21 protein-coding genes and 1 pseudogene are annotated in these 21262 nt (G+C 57.2%); 15 read left to right on the top strand and 7 right to left on the bottom strand.

Annotation, left to right across the window (positions count from 1 at the left end; all coding sequences use genetic code 11):
- The first annotated feature begins 7 nt into the window (after window positions 1–7).
- Both FNY10_RS06000 and FNY10_RS05995 read left to right on the top strand, forming a co-directional pair.
- A complete protein-coding gene (locus FNY10_RS06000; RefSeq protein WP_131050182.1) occupies window positions 8–322 on the top strand; it encodes a PTS sugar transporter subunit IIB in 315 nt (104 codons plus the stop codon).
- 221 nt (window positions 323–543) lie between these two features.
- Window positions 544–765: a hypothetical protein gene (locus FNY10_RS05995; protein ID WP_227699348.1), complete on the top strand. Its 222-nt coding sequence runs from the start codon at window positions 544–546 to the stop codon at window positions 763–765.
- On the opposite strand, the gene FNY10_RS05990 is transcribed toward FNY10_RS05995, so the two are convergent.
- Window positions 751–942 carry a hypothetical protein gene (locus FNY10_RS05990; RefSeq protein ID WP_131050183.1) on the bottom strand — a complete coding sequence of 64 codons (192 nt, stop codon included), beginning with the start codon at window positions 940–942 and terminating at the stop codon, window positions 751–753. The genes FNY10_RS05995 and FNY10_RS05990 overlap by 15 nt on opposite strands.
- 205 nt (window positions 943–1147) lie before the next feature.
- Here FNY10_RS05990 and sapA point away from each other — a divergent pair, with 205 nt between their 5' ends.
- The 6 genes from sapA to FNY10_RS05960 all read left to right on the top strand — a co-directional run bounded on the left by sapA (window position 1148) and on the right by FNY10_RS05960 (window position 8087).
- Window positions 1148–2806 carry an ABC transporter substrate-binding protein SapA gene (gene sapA / locus FNY10_RS05985; RefSeq protein WP_131050184.1) on the top strand — a complete coding sequence of 553 codons (1659 nt, stop codon included), beginning with the start codon at window positions 1148–1150 and terminating at the stop codon, window positions 2804–2806.
- Window positions 2803–3768, top strand: coding sequence for a putrescine export ABC transporter permease SapB (sapB, locus tag FNY10_RS05980; protein ID WP_160703644.1), 966 nt, complete (start codon window positions 2803–2805; stop codon window positions 3766–3768). Before sapA ends, sapB begins: the two co-directional genes overlap by 4 nt.
- Window positions 3769–4033: 265 nt before the next feature.
- On the top strand, window positions 4034–5032 hold the full coding sequence (locus FNY10_RS05975; RefSeq protein ID WP_160703646.1) for an ABC transporter substrate-binding protein: 999 nt from the start codon (window positions 4034–4036) through the stop codon (window positions 5030–5032).
- The gene (locus FNY10_RS05970; RefSeq protein ID WP_131050186.1) at window positions 5032–6069 is read left to right on the top strand and encodes a FecCD family ABC transporter permease; all 1038 of its coding nucleotides are present in this window, start codon (window positions 5032–5034) and stop codon (window positions 6067–6069) included. The genes FNY10_RS05975 and FNY10_RS05970 overlap by 1 nt, the downstream gene beginning before the upstream one ends.
- Window positions 6070–6072: 3 nt before the next feature.
- Window positions 6073–6834 (top strand): ABC transporter ATP-binding protein, encoded by a 762-nt coding sequence (locus tag FNY10_RS05965; RefSeq protein WP_131050187.1) that lies wholly within the window; start codon window positions 6073–6075, stop codon window positions 6832–6834.
- A gap of 11 nt (window positions 6835–6845) precedes the next feature.
- Entirely contained in the window at window positions 6846–8087 is a 1242-nt protein-coding gene (locus FNY10_RS05960; protein WP_160703648.1) for an MDR family MFS transporter, read from the top strand.
- A gap of 56 nt (window positions 8088–8143) precedes the next feature.
- On the opposite strand, the pseudogene FNY10_RS26790 reads toward FNY10_RS05960, so the two are convergent.
- Window positions 8144–8370, bottom strand: a pseudogene (locus FNY10_RS26790) (Arm DNA-binding domain-containing protein); the annotation flags it as partial.
- A 159-nt stretch (window positions 8371–8529) separates the two neighbouring features.
- On the opposite strand from FNY10_RS26790, the gene sapC reads away from it, so the two are divergent.
- The 3 genes from sapC to sapF are packed head-to-tail and all read left to right on the top strand — an operon-like array spanning window position 8530 to window position 11224.
- A complete protein-coding gene (gene sapC / locus FNY10_RS05955) occupies window positions 8530–9420 on the top strand; it encodes a putrescine export ABC transporter permease SapC (protein WP_131050189.1) in 891 nt (296 codons plus the stop codon).
- Complete coding sequence (gene sapD / locus FNY10_RS05950; RefSeq protein WP_131050190.1) at window positions 9421–10413, top strand: putrescine export ABC transporter ATP-binding protein SapD; 993 nt, start codon at window positions 9421–9423, stop codon at window positions 10411–10413.
- A 1-nt stretch (window position 10414) separates the two neighbouring features.
- Window positions 10415–11224 carry a peptide ABC transporter ATP-binding protein SapF gene (gene sapF / locus FNY10_RS05945; RefSeq protein ID WP_004861112.1) on the top strand — a complete coding sequence of 270 codons (810 nt, stop codon included), beginning with the start codon at window positions 10415–10417 and terminating at the stop codon, window positions 11222–11224.
- A gap of 144 nt (window positions 11225–11368) precedes the next feature.
- Here the strand turns inward: sapF and FNY10_RS05940 are convergent, their stop codons facing one another.
- The 5 genes from FNY10_RS05940 to FNY10_RS05920 are packed head-to-tail and all read right to left on the bottom strand — an operon-like array spanning window position 11369 to window position 15994.
- Window positions 11369–12871 carry an HAL/PAL/TAL family ammonia-lyase gene (locus FNY10_RS05940; protein WP_160703650.1) on the bottom strand — a complete coding sequence of 501 codons (1503 nt, stop codon included), beginning with the start codon at window positions 12869–12871 and terminating at the stop codon, window positions 11369–11371.
- Window positions 12868–13662 carry an ABC transporter ATP-binding protein gene (locus tag FNY10_RS05935; protein WP_131050192.1) on the bottom strand — a complete coding sequence of 265 codons (795 nt, stop codon included), beginning with the start codon at window positions 13660–13662 and terminating at the stop codon, window positions 12868–12870. Before FNY10_RS05935 ends, FNY10_RS05940 begins: the two co-directional genes overlap by 4 nt.
- 1 nt (window position 13663) lies before the next feature.
- Complete coding sequence (locus tag FNY10_RS05930) at window positions 13664–14395, bottom strand: ABC transporter permease (RefSeq protein WP_141964804.1); 732 nt, start codon at window positions 14393–14395, stop codon at window positions 13664–13666.
- Between the two features lie 9 nt (window positions 14396–14404).
- Window positions 14405–15124: an ABC transporter permease gene (locus FNY10_RS05925; RefSeq protein ID WP_160703652.1), complete on the bottom strand. Its 720-nt coding sequence runs from the start codon at window positions 15122–15124 to the stop codon at window positions 14405–14407.
- A 12-nt stretch (window positions 15125–15136) separates the two neighbouring features.
- The gene (locus FNY10_RS05920) at window positions 15137–15994 is read right to left on the bottom strand and encodes a transporter substrate-binding domain-containing protein (protein ID WP_141964806.1); all 858 of its coding nucleotides are present in this window, start codon (window positions 15992–15994) and stop codon (window positions 15137–15139) included.
- Window positions 15995–16624: 630 nt separating this feature from the next.
- Here FNY10_RS05920 and fabI point away from each other — a divergent pair.
- From fabI to FNY10_RS05900, 4 genes are all read left to right on the top strand, one after another.
- A complete protein-coding gene (gene fabI / locus FNY10_RS05915) occupies window positions 16625–17413 on the top strand; it encodes an enoyl-ACP reductase FabI (protein WP_100683915.1) in 789 nt (262 codons plus the stop codon).
- Window positions 17414–17672: 259 nt separating this feature from the next.
- Window positions 17673–18830 (top strand): carboxymuconolactone decarboxylase family protein, encoded by a 1158-nt coding sequence (locus FNY10_RS05910; RefSeq protein ID WP_131050196.1) that lies wholly within the window; start codon window positions 17673–17675, stop codon window positions 18828–18830.
- A gap of 80 nt (window positions 18831–18910) precedes the next feature.
- Entirely contained in the window at window positions 18911–20845 is a 1935-nt protein-coding gene (locus FNY10_RS05905; protein WP_160703654.1) for an exoribonuclease II, read from the top strand.
- Between the two features lie 192 nt (window positions 20846–21037).
- The gene (locus tag FNY10_RS05900) at window positions 21038–21220 is read left to right on the top strand and encodes a hypothetical protein (protein WP_131050198.1); all 183 of its coding nucleotides are present in this window, start codon (window positions 21038–21040) and stop codon (window positions 21218–21220) included.
- Window positions 21221–21262 lie beyond the last annotated feature (42 nt).

Raw genomic sequence — 21262 nt, 5'->3', positions numbered from 1 at the left:
TAAAACCGTGAAAAAGTTACTGATATGTTGCCTGTCAGGCGAGACGGCAAACATCTTAGCGAAGAAAATGCAAAAAATAGCGGATGCTCAGGGTCTGAAGCTGTTAATTAGCGCCGTAGGCCTGGAGAATGTGTTTAGCGTTGCGCCAGCCTACCACGCCGTTTTGGTGGCACCGCATATTCAATATAAAAAGGATGAAATCGCTAACGTGCTGCAAGATAAGCAGGAGATTGCGGTTATTGAGAGCCTGCCCTACGCCTCATTCAACGGCGACAGCGTGCTTAAATTCGCGCTGGCAAATCTGTCGCAATCGCTCGCCTGACAGAGCATAAACACTGCGGGCAGGTCGCCAGACCGCCCGCATTATCCCGCCTCGCCACCAGCGAAGTCACCCCGTCCGGGTAAATTACTTGTAACTGGTAAGATCTACCAATGTGAATTATAGTCTGCGCATCATCGTTCAATGGACTGAAAATGCACATGATTCCGGTTAATATTCATACTCTTAGTCGCTATGCGGCCCATGTCAGTTTGACCCACACAATGAAAAACCATCGATCGCCCGCCCTCTCCGTGATGATGATCTTCTCCGATTTATGTATCCGTTCAACCCTGAATTCCTACCGGGATCAGGGCTGGGAAATTAGCGAGAAGCATAGCGGGCTGGTGCTGCGTAGCTTTGTTGCCACCCATCGGGGCGGGAAGGCTATCGAAATCACCCCCAGGGACTACATTGGTCGATATAACCGCTTACTTGCGCTGTAAGCGTCGGCGAACGAACAGCCAACTGGAGAAAGTGGCGATAAAAAGATACCATGTTTCATTATCCGCCATACAGCGCATGAATATGCCGGGAAGCGCCTGAAAGAGCACCATACCCTCAGGTTTTTGATAAATATCAATCCGTAACCCCCTTTGCAGCATCACGATCGGCAGCCCCATACGTTCGTGCGCGTTGTTCGTTTATTCAGGGGGATGGCGGATTAAAACGCCGGGTGATTTTACGAGGTATACTCGACGTAGCGGCGTGACAGGCATGCGAACCGGCGCCGTCGCCGTGATAGTATCCCTGTGAGCGTTGAAGGTGATGGAATATGTCATTCAATATTAATAAGATGGAGCACCGCTCCGTCATCATAAAAACATTATGCGCCTGAAAATATCTTCTCTTCTCGCAGTAGCGTCGCTGCTGTGCGGGCAGGCTCTTGCCGCGCCCACGCTGCCCGCGAATGCCGATATTCGCGATAGCGGCTTTGTTTACTGCGTAAGCGGCCAGGTTAATACCTTTAACCCGCAGAAAGTCAGCAGCGGTCTGATTGTCGACACCTTAGCCGCCCAGCTATACGATCGCCTGCTGGATGTCGATCCTTATACCTACCGTCTGGTCCCTGAACTGGCCGAAAGCTGGGAAGTCCTGGATAACGGCGCGACTTACCGCTTCCATCTGCGTAGCCACGTCCCTTTCCAGTCGACACCCTGGTTTAAGCCCAGCCGCGCCTTTAACGCTGACGATGTGATTTTCACCTTCAGTCGTATTTTTAACCGCGACGATCCGTGGCACAGCGTCAACGGCAGCAGCTTCCCCTATTTCGACAGTTTACAGTTCGCCGACAGCGTAGAAAGCGTGCGCAAGCTGGACAACCAGACCGTCGAATTTCGCCTGAAGCACCCGGATGCTTCGTTCCTCTGGCACCTGGCGACCCACTATGCATCGGTCATGTCTGCGGAATACGGCGCGCAGTTGACCAAAGCCGATCGTCCGGAACAGCTTGACCGCCAGCCGGTCGGTACCGGCCCGTTCCAGCTTGAAGAGTATCGCGCCGGGCAGTACGTACGCCTGCAGCGTCACCCGGACTACTGGCGCGGCAAACCGCTGATGCCGCAGGTGGTGATCGACCTCGGTTCCGGCGGCACCGGCCGCCTGTCGAAACTGCTCACCGGGGAGTGCGACGTTCTGGCCTGGCCTGCCGCCAGCCAGTTGACCATTTTACGCGACGATCCCCGTCTGCGTCTGACCCTGCGCCCGGGAATGAATATCGCCTGGCTGGCGTTCAATACCGCCCGGCCACCGCTGGATAAACCGGAAGTGCGCCATGCGCTGGCGCTGGCTATCAATAACCAACGTCTGATGCAGTCTATTTACTACGGGACGGCGGAAACCGCCGCCTCGATGTTGCCGCGCGCCTCGTGGGCCTACGATAACGACGCTAAAATTACCGAATACAACCCGAAAGAAGCCCGCGAGCGCCTCAAAGCGCTGGGGCTGGAGAATCTGACGCTTAAGCTCTGGGTGCCCACCAGCTCACAGGCCTGGAACCCCAGCCCGCTGAAGACCGCCGAGCTGATTCAGGCGGACATGGCGCAAATTGGCGTGAAGGTGATTATTGTGCCAGTCGAAGGCCGTTTCCAGGAGGCCCGGCTGATGGACATGAACCACGATCTGACGCTCTCCGGCTGGGCCACGGACAGCAACGACCCGGATAGTTTTTTCCGCCCGCTGTTGAGCTGTGCGGCCATTGCCTCACAGACCAACTTCGCCCACTGGTGCAATCGCGAATTTGACGACGTGTTGCAAAAGGCCCTGCGCTCCCAGCAACTGGCGTCGCGCATTGAAGCCTATAAAGAGGCGCAGCATATCCTCGCTCGTGAGCTGCCGGTGCTGCCGCTGGCTTCATCGCTGCGTCTGCAGGCCTACCGCTATGATATGAAAGGTCTGATACTGAGTCCGTTTGGCAACGCCTCCTTTGCGGGGGTCTCGCGGGAGAAAAAAGATGAGGTGAAAAAAGACGAGGTGAAAAAACCATGATTATTTTTACCCTGCGCCGCCTGCTGCTACTGCTGGTCACGCTCTTTTTCCTGACCTTCGTCGGCTTCAGCCTGAGCTATTTTACCCCCCACGCCCCGTTGCAGGGCGCCTCGCTGTGGAACGCCTGGCAGTTCTGGTTCGGCGGGCTGCTGCACGGGGACTTCGGTGTCTCCAGCATTAACGGTCAGCTGATTTCCGAACAGCTGAAAGAGGTTTTCCCGGCCACCATGGAGCTGTGTATCCTCGCGTTTGGCTTCGCGCTGCTGGTGGGTATCCCCGTCGGTCTGCTGGCGGGGATTATGCGCAACAAGTGGCCCGATACGCTGATCAGCGCCCTGGCGCTGCTTGGTTTCTCGATTCCCGTGTTCTGGCTGGCGCTGCTGCTGACGCTCTTTTTCTCTCTGACTCTCGGCTGGTTCCCGGTCTCCGGGCGTTTCGACCTGCTGTACGAGGTGAAGACGGTCACCGGTTTTGCGCTGATTGACGCCTGGCTCTCCGACTCGCCGTGGCGCCATGAAATGATCGTCAGCGCCGTACGCCATATGGTGCTGCCGGTGCTGACGCTGGCAGTCGCCCCCACCACCGAAGTGATCCGCCTGATGCGCATCAGCACCAGCGAAGTGTTTGATGCCAACTACGTGAAGGCCGCCGCCACCCGCGGCGTCTCGCGGCGGACGATTTTGCTCCGCCACGTTCTGCACAACGCCCTGCCGCCGGTTATCCCCCGCCTCGGGCTACAGTTTTCGACCATGCTGACTCTGGCGATGATTACCGAGATGGTCTTCAGCTGGCCGGGACTCGGCCGCTGGTTGATCAATGCTATCCGCCAGCAGGATTACGCCGCCATTTCGGCCGGCGTCATGGTTATTGGCGCGCTGGTGATTACCGTCAACGTAATATCCGATATTTTGGGGGCGATGGCTAACCCGCTGAAGCATAAGGAATGGTATGCCCTGCGCTAGCAGGGATAAAAAACATTAATTCAATATAAATCAATTTGATATAAAATTTCGTCATCAAATTTTACTGATTGTGGTCCGCCAAAACGTCCGCATCGGCCCTTTCCGTTTGCCCCGGCAATCCATGTTTTGATAGCGACTGCCGGGGCTATCATTGACACCCTATATCCGCCATTGTATAAAACCCCGCTTCAGTAATGAGTTACATTTGCATTAAAATAGCTCCGGGATTTTTGAAAACGATTTTAATAATGAAGGATAGCGTTTAATGAAAAAGGTCATCTGCGCGTTAGGTATGGTGTTTGCGTCGGTCAGTTCCGCTCTGGCGACCACGTATCCTCTGACCATTGAAAACTGCGGGTATAAAGAGACATTTACCAAATCGCCTGAACGCGTCGTGGCGCTGGGGCAAAATACCGTTGAAATTTTACTCCTGCTGGGCCTGCAGGATAAGGTGGCCGCCAGTGCATTCTGGCCGACCAAAGTCTTGCCGCAGCTGGCTGAACAGAATGCAAAAATTAAAACGCTAACGGTTGAAATCCCAACCCTTGAATCTGTGCTTGCGCAAAATCCGGATTTTGTGGCGGCTCAGTTACCGCTGTTGCTGGGGCCGGAAAGTAAGGTCGCGAAGCGCGAAGATTTGATGACCGTGGGTGTGAACAGCTATGTGTCCCCTGGCATGTGCGCGACCAAAAAAGCCTCTGGCGATATGTACGGCAGCCGCCAGAAACTGTGGGATATGACGTATCTCTATAAAGAAATTGAAGATTTCGCCAAAATATTTAACGTAGAAGATCGTGGCCAGGCCGTTATTGCCGATTTCAAAAAACGTGAAGCGGACCTGCGTAAAGAGTTCGGTAAAAACAAACGGGATCTCTCTTTTGTTTTTTGGTTCTCCAGCGCATCCCCGTCTTCTGATGCTTATGTCGGCGGTAAAAACAGTTCTTCCGGATTTATTGCCAACGTTCTGGGTGGGCATAACGCCATCACCTCCGAGACCGAATGGCCGACGGTAAGCTGGGAAAGTATTATCGCTGCAAACCCGGATGTGATTGTGGTCTCCAGCCTCGATCGTAACCGCTGGGCGCTTGATAACGCTGAGGAAAAAATCAAATTCCTGAAAAGCGATCCTGCCGTCAGCCAACTGGACGCGGTGAAAAAAGGGCATATCGTGGTCATGGACGGTCAGGCAATGAACCCGACCATCCGGACTATCTACGGTGCTGAACAGGTCGGCGAGCAGCTCAGAAAGCTGGGACTGAACTGATGACGACCGCTATTCTTCAGCCCCGCCAGGGGCTGTTACTGACTATCTCGCTTTTGCTTTCTATCGTTTTGTTATTTCTGGTGATTGCGATTGGCGTCAGTGTGGGTGAGCTGTCGATCCCGCTGCAAAACGTCTTTTACGCCATCAGTAATAAAATGGGCCTGACCGAGGTTCCGCTCAACCGCATCTATGAAAGCGTGATTTGGGACTTTCGTCTGAGCCGCGCGCTGGTGGCAGCCTGCTGTGGCGCCGGGTTAGCTATCTGCGGCGCCGTGTTGCAAAGCCTGCTGAAGAATGCGCTGGCTGAGCCTTATGTGCTCGGCGTTTCTGCCGGTGCCTCCACCGGGGCCGTTGCGGTTGTCGTGTTGGGCATCGGTACCGGGGCGGTTTCTCTGTCCGCGGGTGCCTTTGCCGGGGCGTTTGCCGCCTTCGCCTTTGTCGCCTTCCTGACCAACGGCGCGCGCGGCGGTAATGAACGCACCATTCTGGCCGGCGTTGCCGCTTCCCAGCTCTTCAATGCGATTACCGCTTATACCATCAGCACCTCCGCCAGCGCGCAGCAGGCGCGCGATGTGATGTTCTGGCTGCTGGGCAGCTTTAGCGGCGTGCGCTGGCCTGAATTTCAGCTGGTGCTGGTGGTGGTACTGACCGGACTGGCCATTTGCCTCTACTACTCCCGGGCGCTGGATGCCTTTACTTTTGGTGATGATGCCGCCGCGTCGCTGGGCATCGCCGTGCCGTGGGTGCGCCTGATTCTCTTCACCGTTACCGCGCTCATCACCGCCACTATCGTCAGTATGGCCGGCTCTATCGGCTTTGTTGGTCTGGTGGTTCCGCATATGATGCGTTTCTTCTTTGGTCCCCTGCACCGTACGCTGCTGATTGCCAGCGCTCTGGCAGGTGCGGTCCTGATGGTGCTGGCCGATATTGCTTCACGCCTGCTGATCGCGCCGCAAAGCCTTCCTGTCGGCGTGGTGACCGCGCTGGTCGGCGTTCCTTTCTTTGCCGTGATTATCTACCGCTCAAGGAATAAATAAGTAATGAGTATCTCTGCCGACAATATTACCTGGAAGGTAGGCAAAAAAGTCATCGTCAACGGTGTCTCGCTCGATGTTTCTCGTGGCGAAACCGTAGGACTTCTCGGCCCTAATGGCTGCGGCAAATCCTCACTTCTGCGCATCCTTGCGGGGCTGCGGCGCCCGGATGCCGGTTGCGTGAAGCTGGACGGGCAGGACATTTCCCGCATGGGCAAAAAGCAGTTTGCCCGCCGGGTGGCCTTTGTTGAACAACACGGCATGACCGATGCCAATATGCGCGTTCGCGACGTAGTAAAACTTGGGCGTATTCCGCATCACTCTCCTTTTTCGAACTGGAGTACGCACGATGACGAGACCGTCACCGCCGCCCTGCAAAGAGTGGACATGCTGGAAAAAAGCGCGCAGGGCTGGCTGAGTCTCTCCGGCGGGGAACGCCAGCGGGTCCACATTGCCCGCGCGCTGGCGCAGACCCCCAGCGAAATCCTGCTCGATGAGCCGACCAACCATCTGGACATTCACCACCAGATGCAGTTAATGCAATTGATTAGTGAGCTACCCGTCACCAGCATTGTGGCCATCCACGATCTCAACCATGCCGCCATGTTCTGTGATGCGCTGATTGTGATGCAGGAAGGCGAGATCATCGCGACCGGGACGCCGCAGGACATTCTGTCCGAAGAGCTTCTCTGGGAAGTGTTCCGGGTGAAAACGAAAATTGAGACCTCGCGCTTTCATGGCAAGCAGCACATTCATTTTATTGTTTAGGTTCAGGTAGCATGTCTCTTTTCTCTCTGCGCCCTGTCACAACGCTTCGGCCGCCCGTTTTACTGGGCAGCCAGTTTATTTTCAACATTGGCTTTTATGCGGTCGTCCCTTTCCTGGCCATCTTTTTACGCGACGATATGCTGCTCTCCGGCGGGGTTATCGGGCTGGTCCTCGGGCTGCGCACCTTCTCGCAGCAAGGGATGTTTATCCTCGGCGGCGCGCTCTCTGACCGCTACGGCGCGAAGGCCGTTATCCTGTGTGGCTGCATTGTTCGTGTCGCCGGTTATCTGTTGCTGGCATTCGGGCACTCCCTGTGGTCCATCATTCTCGGCGCATGTCTGACGGGCATCGGCGGTGCCTTGTTTTCCCCGTCGATTGAAGCGCTACTGGCAAAAGCGGGAACGCAAAGCGAGACGAACGGTAAGCGCAGCCGCGCGGAGTGGTTCGCCCTTTTTGCCGTGTGCGGCGAACTCGGAGCCGTGCTGGGCCCGGTTGCTGGCGCGCTGCTGGCGGGGTTCGGCTTCCGCCAGGTGGCGCTCGCTGGAGCAGGCGTCTTTGTCGGCGCCCTGGTGGTACTGTACTTTTGCCTCCCTGCTCCTCGTTACAGCAAACAGGCGCTAAAAATTCTGCCCTGGTGGACGACATTCCGCCAGCCGCGTTTTGTCGCCTTTATCATCGCCTATAGCTCGTGGCTGTTAAGCTACAACCAGCTTTATCTGGCGCTACCGGTGGAGATTCAGCGATCGGGCGGCAGCGAGAAAGATCTCGGCCCACTTTTTATGCTGGCTTCGCTCCTGATCATTACCTTCCAGCTTCCGCTTGCGCGCTTCGCGCGACGAATGGGGGCGGTCAAAATCTTACCGGTTGGTTTTTTGCTGCTCTCCACCGCTTTTATGAGCGTGGCCCTGTTTGCGGCGACAGAGCCGCCGGAAGGTTGGTGGCGGTTAATCCCCTCGGTATGTCTTGTGACGCTGTTAACGCTGGGGCAGATGCTGCTGGTACCCTCGGCAAAGGATCTGATCCCATTGTTTGCCGACGAGTCGACGCTTGGCGCGCACTATGGCGCGCTCGCCACCGCCGGCGGCTTCGCGGTGCTGCTGGGTAATTTATTGTTTGGTCCGTTGCTGGATGCGGCGCTGGTACCCTCACCCCAGGCCATCTATCCGTGGCTACTGCTGGCGCTGTTTCCCTTGTGTAGCGCCGTTGCCCTGGCGGTGATTTGTCGTCCGCTACCAGGACCGCTCACCCGCTGAATCGCCTGCTTGCCCGCTTTCGCCTTGCGTCCTCGCGCCAGTCCCTCCCGCGCTCAGGATCGGTATTGCCGCCTGAGCGCCCTGGCATGAGCTAAGGATACGCTCGGATAATCGCCAGTCGTCAGCGCTACCGCCTCGTCGTTCCATCCGTAGCGCTAAAGAATGTTATACTGCCGGTTATAGAGAGCCTGACATTCACTCCGTGAGCAGTTGAAATGACATCGATTTTCTTGCCGAAGGCCTTTCTTAACTCAGTATCAGCGAGCCTGTGTGCATTGTGCAGACCATAGACGCATGAGCATATGCATTTTCTGCAGATTGAGAACCTTCAGGGTTGTCCGGGCGAAACAGATTTAAAGCGAAAACGGGCGGCAAAGCCGCTCAGAAAGCGGAAACATTAAAAAGACGTCAAGCATGATTAACGAACATAAAACGGATTCCTATGCCCTACGATAGCGTGTATCTGGAAAAGCGTCCGCCCGGGGCGCTGCGTACCGTCTGGCGAAAATTCTACGGCGATACGACCGCGATGATCGGCCTGTACGGCTGCGCGGGTCTGGTGCTGCTGTGCGTCTTCGGCGGCTGGTTTGCTCCTTATGGGATCGATCAGCAGTTTCTTGGCTACCAGCTGCTGCCGCCGTCATGGTCGCGCTATGGCGAAGTGTCATTCTTCCTCGGAACCGACGATCTCGGTCGCGATGTGTTGAGCCGTCTGCTGAGCGGCGCGGCGCCGACCGTCGGCGGCGCTTTTGTCGTCACCTTCGCGGCCACGCTGTTTGGTCTGGTGCTCGGCGTCGTTGCCGGTTCAACCCATGGCCTGCTGTCGGCGATGTTGAACCATATCCTCGATACCCTGCTGTCGATTCCGTCGCTGCTGCTGGCCATTATTGTCGTGGCTTTCGCCGGGCCGCATCTGAGCCACGCGATGTTCGCCGTCTGGCTGGCGCTGCTGCCGCGGATCGTGCGCTCGGTCTACAGCATGGTGCATGATGAGCTGGAAAAAGAGTACGTCATTGCCGCCCGTCTCGACGGCGCGTCGACATTAAATATTCTCTGGTTCGCGGTGTTGCCGAATATCGCCTCCGGGCTGGTCACGGAGATCACCCGCGCGTTATCCATGGCGATTCTCGATATCGCTGCCCTGGGCTTTCTCGACCTCGGCGCCCAGCTTCCTTCACCGGAATGGGGCGCGATGCTGGGCGACGCGCTGGAGCTGATTTACGTCGCGCCATGGGCGGTCATGCTACCCGGCGCGGCGATTATGATCAGCGTCCTGTTGGTCAACCTGCTGGGCGACGGGATCCGCCGCGCCATTATCGCCGGGGTGGAATAAATGCCGTTACTCGATATTCGCAACTTAACCATTGAGTTCAAAACCAACGAAGGCTGGGTTAAAGCCGTCGACCGCGTCAGCCTGACCCTTGCGGAAGGTGAAATTCGTGGTCTGGTGGGCGAATCCGGCTCCGGTAAGAGCTTAATAGCCAAAGCTATCTGTGGCGTCACCAAAGACAACTGGCGGGTCACCGCCGACCGTATGCGTTTCGATGATATCGATCTCTTACGTCTCTCCAGCCGCGAGCGCCGCAAGCTGATTGGCCACAACGTGTCGATGATCTTTCAGGAGCCGCAGTCCTGTCTCGATCCGTCGGAGCGTATCGGCCTGCAGTTAATGCAGAATATCCCCGGCTGGACCTTTAAAGGCCGCTGGTGGCAGCGTATCGGCTGGCGGAAACGCCGGGCCATCGAACTGCTGCACCGCGTCGGCATTAAAGATCACAAAGACACCATGCGCAGTTTCCCCTACGAATTAACCGACGGGGAGTGCCAGAAGGTGATGATTGCCATCGCCCTCGCCAACCAGCCGCGTCTGCTGATCGCCGATGAGCCGACCAACGCCATGGAACCGACGACCCAGGCACAAATCATCCGCCTGCTTACCCGTCTGAACCAGAACAATAACACCACCATTTTGCTGATCAGCCACGATATGCAGATGCTCAGCAAATGGGCGGATAAAATCAATGTCATGTATTGCGGACAAACGGTAGAAACGGCGCCCAGCGAAGAGCTGGTGACCACGCCCCATCATCCGTATACCCAGGCATTAATCCGCGCGATCCCGGATTTTGGCAGCGCGCTCCCGCATAAAAGTCGCCTGAATACGCTGCCGGGCGCCATTCCCCTGCTCGAACAGCTGCCGATCGGCTGTCGTCTTGGGCCGCGCTGCCCCTATGCGCAGCGTGAATGCATTGAAACGCCGCGTCTGACCGGAGCCAGAACGCATCTGTACGCCTGTCATTTCCCGCTAAACATGGAGAAAGAGTGAAATGGTCGAAACATTGCTCGAAGTGCGTAATCTGAGTAAGACCTTTCGCTACCGTACCGGCTGGTTTCGTCGTCAGATGGTGGAAGCGGTGAAACCGCTCAGTTTTACGCTGCGCGAGCGCCAGACGCTGGCGATTATTGGTGAGAACGGCTCGGGAAAATCAACGCTGGCGAAAATGCTGGCGGGCATGATCGAGCCGACATCCGGCGAGCTGCTGATTGACGATCATCCGCTGACGTTCGGCGACTACTCTTTCCGCAGCCAGCGTATCCGCATGATTTTTCAGGACCCGTCGACCTCGCTGAACCCGCGACAGCGTATTTCGCAGATCCTCGACTTCCCGCTGCGCCTGAATACCGATCTCGAACCGGAAGCGCGGGAGAAGCAGATTATTGAGACGCTGCGGATGGTTGGCCTGCTGCCGGACCACGTAAGCTACTATCCGCATATGCTGGCTCCCGGCCAGAAGCAGCGTCTGGGCCTCGCGCGCGCGCTGATTCTGCGCCCGAAAGTGATCATCTGCGATGAAGCCCTGGCGTCGCTGGACATGTCGATGCGTTCGCAGCTGATCAACCTGATGCTGGAATTACAGGAGAAACAGGGGATTTCGTATATCTACGTAACCCAGCATCTGGGGATGATGAAGCATATCAGCGATCAGGTACTGGTGATGCATCAGGGCGAGGTCGTCGAACGCGGCAGCACCGCCGACGTGCTGGCGTCACCGCTGCATGACCTCACCCGCCGCTTGATTGCCGGACACTTTGGCGAGGCGCTGACCGCCGATGCCTGGCGCAAAGACGGTAAATAACCTTCCGCGCCAGCGGCGGGTAAGACAGCTCAGGTCCGGGAACGGCGCGCGACAGGCCGCACGCGAAGCCGCCGACGGATAAAACCGACCACAGGCTGCCTCGCGATAGCGCATTGTTATTGACCGCGGTGGACCATCCCGCCGCTATGCCAGCCAGTCTGCGCGATGGTTCTTTATAGTCGCAACCGCTTTGGCTATTTCTGGCGCCAGCCAGCGATCGTCTTCCCATGTCGCCACATGCTGTCGCAGCAGCGCCAACGCATGACGCGTGCCGGCGGCCAACATGTCCTGCGCATGAAACTCCAGCCCTTGCGCGGCGAGCAGATACTCGATCGCCATGATTTGATACAGGTTATCCAGCAGGCGCTGTAGCTTTAGCGAGGCGCCGGTCCCCAGACTCAGATGATCTTCCTGCAGCGCCGAGGTCACAAAATTATCGAGCACCGCCGGCTGCGCCAGCTGCTTGTTTTCCGCGCAGAGCGAGGCCGCCACGTACTGGGCGATCATCATGCCGGAGTTGACGCCGGGTTTCGCCACCAGAAACGCCGGCAGACCGCTGATTAACGGGTTGACCAGGCGATCCAGACGCCGCTCGGCGATAGCGCCCAGCTCGGCCATCGCAATCGCCAGCACATCACAGGCCATAGCGACCGATTCGCCATGCGGATGCGCCTGCGACACCACGCGCCAGCTCTCCAGGGTGCCGAGAATCAACGGATTATCCGTACAGGCGTTCAGCTCGGTGTTAATTTGCCGCTCAGCATGGTCAAACTGATCGCGACAGGCGCCGTGCACCTGCGGCATGGACCGCAGGCTGAGCGCATCCTGAGTGCGTATCCCCTCGCTGGCGCTCAACAGCGGGCTGTCGGCCAACAGCTGGCGTAGTCGGGCTCCGCTATGCTGTATGCCGGGACTGGCCTTCAATGCCAGGATCCCGGCATCAAACGCCACAATCTGGCCGCGCAGCGCTTCAAAACTCATGGCACCGGTGACGTCGGCCCAGTCCAGCAACCAGCGTGCATCGTCGAGGGCCAGACAGGCCATCCCGGTCATACACGGCGTCCCGTTGACCAGGCTTAATCCCTCTTTCGCCCCCGGTGAAATGGGGGAAAGCCCCGCCTGCGCCAACGCTTCGGCGGCCGGTAGCACCCGCCCCTGCCAGCTCACCTCACCCGTCCCCATCAGCGCCAGACCGATATGCGCCATATGCGTCAGATAGCCCACTGAACCTTGCGAAGGCACCTGCGGGGTGATGTGCTGATTCAGGAAGGCAATCAGCTGTTGCACGATGGCGCAGGAAATCCCGGATTTACCATGACTGTAGTTGGCGACAGCGGCACACATAATGGCTCGCGTCTGCGCGTCGTCGAGCAGCGGGCCGACGCCGCAGGCGTGACTGAGCAGCGTATTGCGCGATAGCTGGCTCAGTTGCTCTGCGGGCAGCGTGATATTGCACAAGGCGCCGAGGCCGGTATTAATCCCGTAGGCTACCTGCCCCGCGTCGATAATATGCTGAACAATCGCCCGCCCCTGCGCGATGCGCTCCCAGGCATCGGCGCTGAGCGCCAGCTGCGCCTCGCCTCTGGCGACCCGCACGACATCCTGCCAGCATAACGGGGCATCGCCCCACAACACCTGTTGACTCATACGGCTTGCCCTGGCTGATGGTGGCTGGAGATAAACTGCTGAAAACGCGGCGACCCATGCGCGCCAAAAAGCGCCTCCGGCGGACCGTCGCAGTCGATGGTGCCTTGATGCATAAACACCACGCGGTTGGAAACATGGCGGGCAAATCCCAGCTCATGCGTGACCACCAGCATCGTGCGCCCCTCTTCCGCCAGGCTGCGCATCACTTTTAATACTTCGCCCACCAGTTCCGGATCCAACGCCGATGTCGGCTCATCAAAGAGCATGACCTCGGGATCCATCGCCAGCGCCCGGGCTATCGCCACACGCTGTTGCTGACCGCCGGAGAGCTGGGCCGGGTAGAAATCCTTACGGTTCAGCATACCGACGCGGTCGAGCAGCTTTTCCGCCTGCTCAATGCACTCCTGTTTGCTGCGCTTGAGGACGTAATGCGGCCCTTCAATCACGTTTTGCAGCACCGTCATATGCGACCACAGATTAAAGCTTTGAAACACCATCCCCAGCCGCGAGCGCAGGCGCTCGATCTGCTTAGGGTTGGCCGCTAAACGGTGGCCGCGCGCATGGTGCTTCATCTCAATGGTTTCACCTCCCACGCTGACCACGCCGGCATCGGGCGTCTCCAGCAGGTTGATGCAGCGCAACAACGTGCTCTTACCAGAACCGCTGGCGCCCAGAATCGAGATCACATCGCCTTTTTGCGCCTGGATGGAAATCCCCTTCAGCACATCGAGTGAACCAAAGGATTTATGGATATCGCTGACGGACAGCGTCACGGGACGGGGATCGTGCATACTATTCTCCTTTGGCGGCCGGTTTGAGTGATACGGTGGCAGGGGTTTGCCGGGTATGCGGCGTCAGACGACGCTCAAGCAGCGCATAAAGCTGTACGATGATAAAGTTGAGCAGCAAATAGATAACCGCGGCGCAGAGAAACACCTCCATCGTCCGGTAAGTTCTCTGGATAATTTGCTGCGCCACGCCGGTCACATCCCACACCGTCACCAGGCTGGCCAGCGCCGTGGATTTCACCAGCAAAATCGCCTCGGTCGAGTAGGCCGGCAGCGCATAGCGCAGCATCACCGGGGCGATGATGCGTCGCAGCAGCAAAAAACGGGACATCCCGCAGGCCTGTCCGGCTTCGATCTGCCCGGAAGGCACCGCCAGCAGCGCGCCGCGCAGGATTTCAGCGGTGTAAGCGGCGGTACACAGCGCCAGCGCCAGCACCGCGCAGATAAACGGTTCGCGCAGCAGCGGCCACAAAAAACTGTGGCGAATCACGCCAAACTGCCCCAGCCCGTAGTAGATAAGAAACAGCTGGATCAGCAGCGGCGAACCGCGAAACACCAGAATGTAGCCTTTGGCAAAACCGCTGAGCAGCGGCCAGCGGCTCATGCGCAGCGCCAGAACCCCCACCGCCAGTATGCCGCCGCAGAGAAAAGAACAGATAAACAGCCCCAGCGTAACCGGCAGCGCAGCGCAGAGCTTGAGGAAGGTATCGCTGAGAAAGGCAATGTCGATAAACATAGATTCTCCTTAAGCCTGAGCCGCGCTGCGACGCAGCCAGGCGCGATTCAGGCGCAGTTCCGCTCGCATAAACGCCCGGTTGGACGCCAGAGTGAGTAGCAGGTAGCAGCCGCCGCCAATCAGATAGAACAGGAAGTATTCGCGGGTGGAGCCGGCGGCAATCTGGCTGGCGCGCATTAACTCCGCAATCCCCGTCACCGAGACCAGCGCCGAATCTTTCAGGCTCATCTGCCAGACATTTGCCAGCCCCGGCAGCGAATAGCGGGCAATCTGCGGCAGCATGATGCGCTGAAAAATCCGCCAGCGCGGCATGCCGATTGCCGACGCCGCCTCGACTTCGCCGGGCATCAGCGCCAGGCGCGCCGCGCGGTAAACTTCAGCCTGATACGAGGCGGAAATCAAGCCGATAGCCAGCGAGCCAATCAGGAACGGCGGGACCTCGATAAAGCCGTCGGCGCCAAACAGCTGGCCAATCGCCGAGACCAGCCCTGAACCGCCAAAATAGAACAGGTAAATAACCAGCAGTTCAGGAATCCCGCGGAATACGACCGAATAGGCCGAACCAAACCAGCGGACGGGGGCGTGTGACGACAGTTTTGCGGCGGCAATGATGCCGCCGACCACGGCACCGACCGCTAACGCGGCGAGAGACAGCAGCAGCGTGGTCAGCGTCGCGCTCAGGATGAGCGTTCCCCAACCGTTGTCACCAAAACTCAGCAGACTCAGCATCTCCAACCTCACTTATGGCGTGACATCGCTTTTAAACCATTTTTCGCTCAGCTTTTTCACCGTTCCGTCCGCCAGCGCGGCCTTAATCGCGGTATCCAGCTTCGCTTTTAAATCGGCATCGGCGTGACGGACGCCCAGCGCTTCGCCTTCGCCCCAGATGGGGCCGCTCAGCTGCGGGCCGCTGAAGTTGAGGTTGCTGTTTTCCGGGCGGGCAAGCGTGGAGTTGGCGAAGGTAATATCGTCAAAGACGGCATCAATACGTTCAGCCTGGAGATCCAAAATGGCGTCAGCTGAATTGCTGTATTCGCGAATATCGGCCACATCTTTAAAGTACTTGTCGATAAACGGGGTATAGACGGTGCCGGAAGCGATACCAATCGTTTTGCCTTTCAGGGCCGCTTTTAATGGCGCAATCGCTGCCTGAATCGCTTTGTCATCATCGTTAAGCTTGATGGTGTGGTTGGCCCCCGTCGCTGGCGGCAGCAACGTGCCTTTTACCGCGATAAATGACGCCGGTGTTGCGGCGTAGGGGATCGTGAAGGAGACCACCTGTTTTCTTTCCGGCGTAATGACGATGGCATCCATGATCACATCGTATTTCCCGGCGTTGAGTCCGGCGATCATCCCGTCCCAGTTTTGCACCACCAGTTTGCACTCAATGCCCATGCGCTGGCAGAGATTGGCCATCAGCTCGGGTTCAAAGCCGCTCAGCTTTCCGCCCGGCAGCGTCAGGTTCCAGGGCTCATAACCCCCTTCCGTTGCGATGGTGATGGACTTCCACTCTTTGGCATTGACCGTGCTGCCGCAGAGCAAGAGTCCTGAGAACAGGGTTGTCAGACAGACCTGGCGAAAAGTGATGCTCTGCTTCATGGTAATTCTCCTGATTCATTTAAGTCATGCCGTTCTGGGGTTGCCAGTCGGAGGTAAAATTCAGATGACAGAGCATGTATATACAAGCATTAACAAAGCAGCACACGCTCCCGATGATGGATTTGTGAGCTGCACTGTAAATAATTTGTGATCAAATTGAAAATTGCGTGTAACTAAAAATTTACACTAAGCGACAAACGAGGGGGAAACGGCGAAGATAACGGCCTTTGAGCGCTCTTCCCTGCCGCAACGCCGGGGACAATGGCGACGACATAACCCGGGTGTTGCAAAATGCTGGCAGCTTGCCGGTAAGCGCAGTCAGGGAACTGCCGGCAGAGGCTGTTGCCCGGCGCACGGATTCCGCGCTCATCCGAAGCCGGTTTCTGCTGGCCCGCATCCCCCGCCGCTCGCCTGCCGAACGCCGGGCGAGCGGCGTAAAACGAGCCTGCTATCCGGTGATATACTGGAGTGTGTCCGATTATCATTACGTGTTACCGCACGAAAATATCGTGACACAAGGGGTCGTCAGTGGGATATAATTCCCGGCTAAATTTGAGTTATTTTGAAATAACAAACTTAACTTCATGATTGTTAAAGTAAAAATAAGCAATAACGATAAGGATTAAAGCTATGGGTTTTCTTTCCGGTAAGCGCATTCTGGTCACTGGCGTTGCCAGCAAACTGTCCATCGCCTACGGTATTGCGCAAGCAATGCACCGTGAAGGGGCTGAACTGGCGTTCACCTATCAGAACGAAAAACTGAAAGGTCGTGTGGAAGAATTTGCCGCGGCACTGGGTTCCAACATCGTACTGCCGTGCGACGTGGCGGAAGATGAGAGCATCGACGCTCTGTTCGCTGAACTGACTAAAGTCTGGCCGAAATTTGATGGTTTCGTTCACTCAATCGGTTTTGCGCCGGCTGACCAGCTGGACGGCGATTATGTCAACGCGGTCACCCGCGAAGGTTTCAAAATCGCTCACGATATCAGCGCCTACAGCTTCGTGGCGATGGCGAAAGCCTGCCGCGGTATGCTGAACCCGGGTTCCGCCCTGCTGACGCTCTCCTACCTGGGCGCAGAGCGCGCGATTCCTAACTACAACGTTATGGGCCTGGCGAAAGCGTCTCTGGAAGCGAACGTGCGCTACATGGCGAACGCGATGGGTCCGGAAGGCGTGCGCGTCAATGCCATCTCTGCGGGTCCAATCCGTACGCTGGCAGCGTCCGGCATTAAGGACTTCCGTAAAATGCTGGCGCATTGCGAAGCGGTTACCCCGATTCGTCGTACCGTGACTATCGAAGACGTGGGTAACAGCGCAGCCTTCCTGTGCTCCAACCTGTCTGCCGGTATCTCCGGTGAAGTCGTTCACGTCGATGGCGGTTTCAGCATCGCGGCCATGAACGAACTGGAACTGAAATAAGTTCTTTTCCCTCCTCACGTCGGTGAGGAGGGATTGCCTTCGCCACATTCCTCACTTCTCTGCATTCTCTGCATTCTCTGCATTCTCTGCATTCTCTGCATTCTCTGCATTCCAGAGACGAACATTCCCCCCTGTTATTCCAAACAGCTATTTGTTAGCACGTATCAATATTTTCTCCCGCTTCGGGGTTACGCCAGGATAGTTACGCATACAGGGCCCACGGAAGTGCGGCCCGCCACCTACCGATCAAGGAACGCCCATGGAGCAACGCCGCGTTTATGGCAAAAACCACTGGTATCATGAAACCCAGTCAACCATCTGCCCGGTGGATGTGTTGCCGCTCGTCCCTGAAGCCGCCCATGTCGAAGATCGCTTTTTACTCGATCTGACGTTACCGGAAGAGTGGCTTCGCGCGCATGCGGGCTGGCTGACGCCAGCGCGATGTCTGGCCGACGCGCTCTTTCCCGCCTCGGTCGTCGTCAATCGTTTACAAACCGTTAGCGCCTATGACCGGCTGAGCACCGCGCTGACCGTCGCTCAGGTGTATGGCGTGCAGCGGCTGTGTAACCATTATGCCGCCCGACTGGCGCCGCTGCCGGGACCAGACTCTTCACGCGAGAGCAACCGCCGGCTGGCGCAAATGACCCAGTATGCCCGCCAGTTGGCCGGTTCGCCATCGGTCATTAACACCCTTTCCCGCAGCCAACTGGATGAGGTCGGGTTAACCAGTCGCGATATGATTCTCATTAATCAGATTGTCGGTTTTGTCGGCTTCCAGGCGCGCGTAATTGCCGCGTTCCACGCTGGTCTCGGCTTCCCGGTGCGCTGGATGCCAGGAATGCCGCAGCAGGAAGATGCGCCGTCCGACGATTTTACGATCGGTCAACTGACCTGGGCGCCCGACATCAACGATACCGACCTCCGCTATGCCAGTGACGAACGCCAGGCGCTGCTGGCCGACTGGCTAGCGCATCCAGGTCTGTCCGGGCTGGCGCCGCTGCTTGCCGTCCACGAAACCCTTCTCAGCAGCCAACATCAATTACTCACCCGGTTGCGCGTGAATCAGCCTTTTGCTTCGCTGGTGGCGCTGATGACCGCGCGCATCAACGGTAGCGCCAGCTGCTTTAATGCCTGGGCCGAAAGCGGAACGGTTTCCCCGCAGCTTGTTGATGCGCTACGCAACGACGATCGCGCGCTTGAGTCCTGGGCACAAAACCATCCCGCTGAGCGCAGCATCTTGCAGGCGGTACAGCTTTTAACCCGGGCGCCCGACCGTTTTAGCGCGGCGCAATTAACGCCCCTCGCTGAACATGGGCTTTCCCATGCGCAGATCATCGACATTCTGGCGTGGAGCGGAGCGTGTGGCTGGATGAATCGTCTGAAAATCGCCCTCGGAATCGTTCGTCAACAGACGTAAAATGCCAAACATCGCTTGCTGCCACAGGCATTATCGCGTAAAAATGTCAGCCGCTCTTTTAGCCACGAAAATACCTAACTATGTTTCAGGACAACCCGCTGCTAGCGCAGCTTAAACAGCAACTGCATTCCCAGACTCCTCGTGTTGAAGGGGTCGTTAAGGGGACGGAAAAAGGTTTTGGCTTCCTCGAAGTTGATGCGCAAAAAAGCTACTTTATTCCGCCGCCGCAAATGAAAAAAGTGATGCATGGCGACCGTATCAGCGCCGTGATCCACACCGAAAAAGAACGTGAAAGCGCCGAGCCGGAAGAGTTGATTGAACCTTTTCTGACCCGTTTCGTCGGTAAAGTGCATAAGAAAGATGACCGACTGTCTATCGTTCCCGATCATCCGCTGCTGAAAGACGCCATCCCCTGCCGCGCCGATCGTAGCGTGAACCATGATTTTAAAGAGGGTGACTGGGCCGTTGCTGAAATGCGCCGTCATCCGCTGAAAGGCGACCGCGGCTTTTATGCCGAATTAACCCAGTTTATTACCTTCAGCGACGATCACTTCGTTCCGTGGTGGGTCACGCTGGCTCGCCACAATCTGGAAAAAGAAGCCCCGGACGGCGTGGCGACCGAGATGCTGGATGAGGGTCTGGAACGTCGTGACTTAACGGCGCTGGACTTCGTCACCATCGACAGCGCCAGCACCGAAGATATGGACGATGCGCTGTATGTCGAAGCTGCCGCCGACGGCAAGCTGCATTTGACCGTTGCCATCGCCGATCCGACCGCCTGGATTGCCGAAGGCAGCAAACTGGACAAAGCGGCAAAAATTCGTGCCTTCACCAACTATCTGCCGGGCTTTAACATCCCGATGTTGCCGCGCGAGCTGTCTGACGATCTGTGCTCTCTGCGCGCCAACGAAGTGCGTCCGGTCCTCGCCTGCCGCATGATCCTCACGGCTGACGGCACGATTGAAGACGATATCGAATTCTTCGCCGCGACCATTGAGTCAAAAGCCAGACTGGCCTACGACAACGTCTCCGACTGGCTGGAAAATACCGGCAGCTGGCAGCCTGCGAGCGAGTCCATCGCTCAGCAGATTACACTGCTGCAGGATGTCTGCCTGCGCCGCGGCGAATGGCGTAAAACCCATGCGCTGGTGTTCAAGGACCGTCCGGACTACCGTTTCGTACTGGGCGAGAAAGGCGAGGTGCTGGATATCGTTGCCGAACCGCGCCGCATCGCGAACCGCATTGTCGAAGAGTCAATGATCGCGGCAAACATCTGCGCCGCCCGCGTTCTGCGCGACCAGCTGGGCTTTGGTGTTTATAACGTGCACACCGGCTTTGACCCGGCCAACACCGAACAGCTGGCAACGTTGCTGAAGACCCACGACGTCCACGTTGATCCGGTCGAAGTACTGACGCTCGACGGTTTCTGTAAACTGCGTCGCGAGCTTGATGCCCAGCCGTCGGGTTTCCTCGACAGCCGCATTCGTCGCTTCCAGTCCTACGCGGAAATCAGCACCGAACCGGGTCCGCATTTCGGCCTTGGCCTTGAAGCCTACGCCACCTGGACCTCACCGATTCGTAAATATGGCGACATGATTAACCATCGTCTGCTGAAAGCGATCATTAAAGGTGAAACGGCAACGCGTCCACAAGATGAAATTGCCGTACAGATGGCCGAGCGCCGCCGCCTGAACCGCATGGCTGAACGCGATGTGGGTGACTGGCTGTACGCCCGCTATCTGAGCCCGCAGGCAGGTACCGATACACGCTTCGCCGCGGAAATCATCGATATCAGCCGCGGCGGGATGCGCGTGCGCCTGGTGGACAACGGCGCCGTCGCCTTTATCCCGGCGCCGTTCCTGCACGCCGTGCGTGATGAACTGGTTTGTAGCCAGGAAAACGGTACCGTGCAGATCAAAGGCGAAACCGTCTACAAAGTCACTGACGTTATCGACGTCAAGATTGCTGAAGTCCGTATGGAAACCCGCAGCGTCATCGCGCGTCCGTTCGCCTGATAGCCGTCTTCAGCGGCTCCCGTTATCGGGGGCCGCTTGTTTTTTCTCCGCATTGTCTGCTATTGCCCCGTTTTTCCTCGTTTTTCTGACGCTATAACGCAGATGATTTACGTTGTGCGTTTTTTTCTCTTCTCTTTTTCATCTGTTTTTTGCATCATTGATTTCATTCGTTTTTGTAACCAGGATAATGCTATGTCTGATCTGAATGCCCGCCTGCTCGCCCAACGTATCGATACCGTGCTGGATATTCTGGTTGCCGGAGATTATCACTCTGCAATTCATAATCTGGAGATCCTCAAAGCGGAGCTGCAGGCGCTTGCCAGCGATGAGCCAGAAGCGAAACCCGGCCAACCGAAAGCACCCTGGGAAATCTGATCGCCCACATCGCCACAATCGCTCAATGAAGTCGATTGCAGC

This window comes from Klebsiella sp. Lac1 (genome assembly GCF_009825425.1).
Taxonomy (GTDB): Bacteria; Pseudomonadota; Gammaproteobacteria; order Enterobacterales; family Enterobacteriaceae; genus Klebsiella; species Klebsiella electrica.
This window is presented reverse-complemented; position numbering and strand designations above follow the sequence as displayed.

What these genes read in the sequence shown, in the direction of transcription:
- sapD (WP_131050190.1), top strand. Translation starts at nt 9,421, where the DNA reads ATGCCGTTACTCGATATTCGCAACTTAACCATTGAGTTCAAAACCAAC.
- sapB (WP_160703644.1), top strand. Translation starts at nt 2,803, where the DNA reads ATGATTATTTTTACCCTGCGCCGCCTGCTGCTACTGCTGGTCACGCTC.
- FNY10_RS05925 (WP_160703652.1), bottom strand. Translation starts at nt 15,124, where the DNA reads ATGCTGAGTCTGCTGAGTTTTGGTGACAACGGTTGGGGAACGCTCATC.
- FNY10_RS05940 (WP_160703650.1), bottom strand. Translation starts at nt 12,871, where the DNA reads ATGAGTCAACAGGTGTTGTGGGGCGATGCCCCGTTATGCTGGCAGGAT.
- sapF (WP_004861112.1), top strand. Translation starts at nt 10,415, where the DNA reads ATGGTCGAAACATTGCTCGAAGTGCGTAATCTGAGTAAGACCTTTCGC.
- FNY10_RS05995 (WP_227699348.1), top strand. Translation starts at nt 544, where the DNA reads ATGAAAAACCATCGATCGCCCGCCCTCTCCGTGATGATGATCTTCTCC.
- fabI (WP_100683915.1), top strand. Translation starts at nt 16,625, where the DNA reads ATGGGTTTTCTTTCCGGTAAGCGCATTCTGGTCACTGGCGTTGCCAGC.
- FNY10_RS05910 (WP_131050196.1), top strand. Translation starts at nt 17,673, where the DNA reads ATGGAGCAACGCCGCGTTTATGGCAAAAACCACTGGTATCATGAAACC.
- FNY10_RS05990 (WP_131050183.1), bottom strand. Translation starts at nt 942, where the DNA reads ATGGGGCTGCCGATCGTGATGCTGCAAAGGGGGTTACGGATTGATATT.
- sapC (WP_131050189.1), top strand. Translation starts at nt 8,530, where the DNA reads ATGCCCTACGATAGCGTGTATCTGGAAAAGCGTCCGCCCGGGGCGCTG.
- FNY10_RS05975 (WP_160703646.1), top strand. Translation starts at nt 4,034, where the DNA reads ATGAAAAAGGTCATCTGCGCGTTAGGTATGGTGTTTGCGTCGGTCAGT.
- sapA (WP_131050184.1), top strand. Translation starts at nt 1,148, where the DNA reads ATGCGCCTGAAAATATCTTCTCTTCTCGCAGTAGCGTCGCTGCTGTGC.
- FNY10_RS05905 (WP_160703654.1), top strand. Translation starts at nt 18,911, where the DNA reads ATGTTTCAGGACAACCCGCTGCTAGCGCAGCTTAAACAGCAACTGCAT.
- FNY10_RS05970 (WP_131050186.1), top strand. Translation starts at nt 5,032, where the DNA reads ATGACGACCGCTATTCTTCAGCCCCGCCAGGGGCTGTTACTGACTATC.
- FNY10_RS05960 (WP_160703648.1), top strand. Translation starts at nt 6,846, where the DNA reads ATGTCTCTTTTCTCTCTGCGCCCTGTCACAACGCTTCGGCCGCCCGTT.
- FNY10_RS05965 (WP_131050187.1), top strand. Translation starts at nt 6,073, where the DNA reads ATGAGTATCTCTGCCGACAATATTACCTGGAAGGTAGGCAAAAAAGTC.
- FNY10_RS05920 (WP_141964806.1), bottom strand. Translation starts at nt 15,994, where the DNA reads ATGAAGCAGAGCATCACTTTTCGCCAGGTCTGTCTGACAACCCTGTTC.
- FNY10_RS05935 (WP_131050192.1), bottom strand. Translation starts at nt 13,662, where the DNA reads ATGCACGATCCCCGTCCCGTGACGCTGTCCGTCAGCGATATCCATAAA.
- FNY10_RS05900 (WP_131050198.1), top strand. Translation starts at nt 21,038, where the DNA reads ATGTCTGATCTGAATGCCCGCCTGCTCGCCCAACGTATCGATACCGTG.
- FNY10_RS05930 (WP_141964804.1), bottom strand. Translation starts at nt 14,395, where the DNA reads ATGTTTATCGACATTGCCTTTCTCAGCGATACCTTCCTCAAGCTCTGC.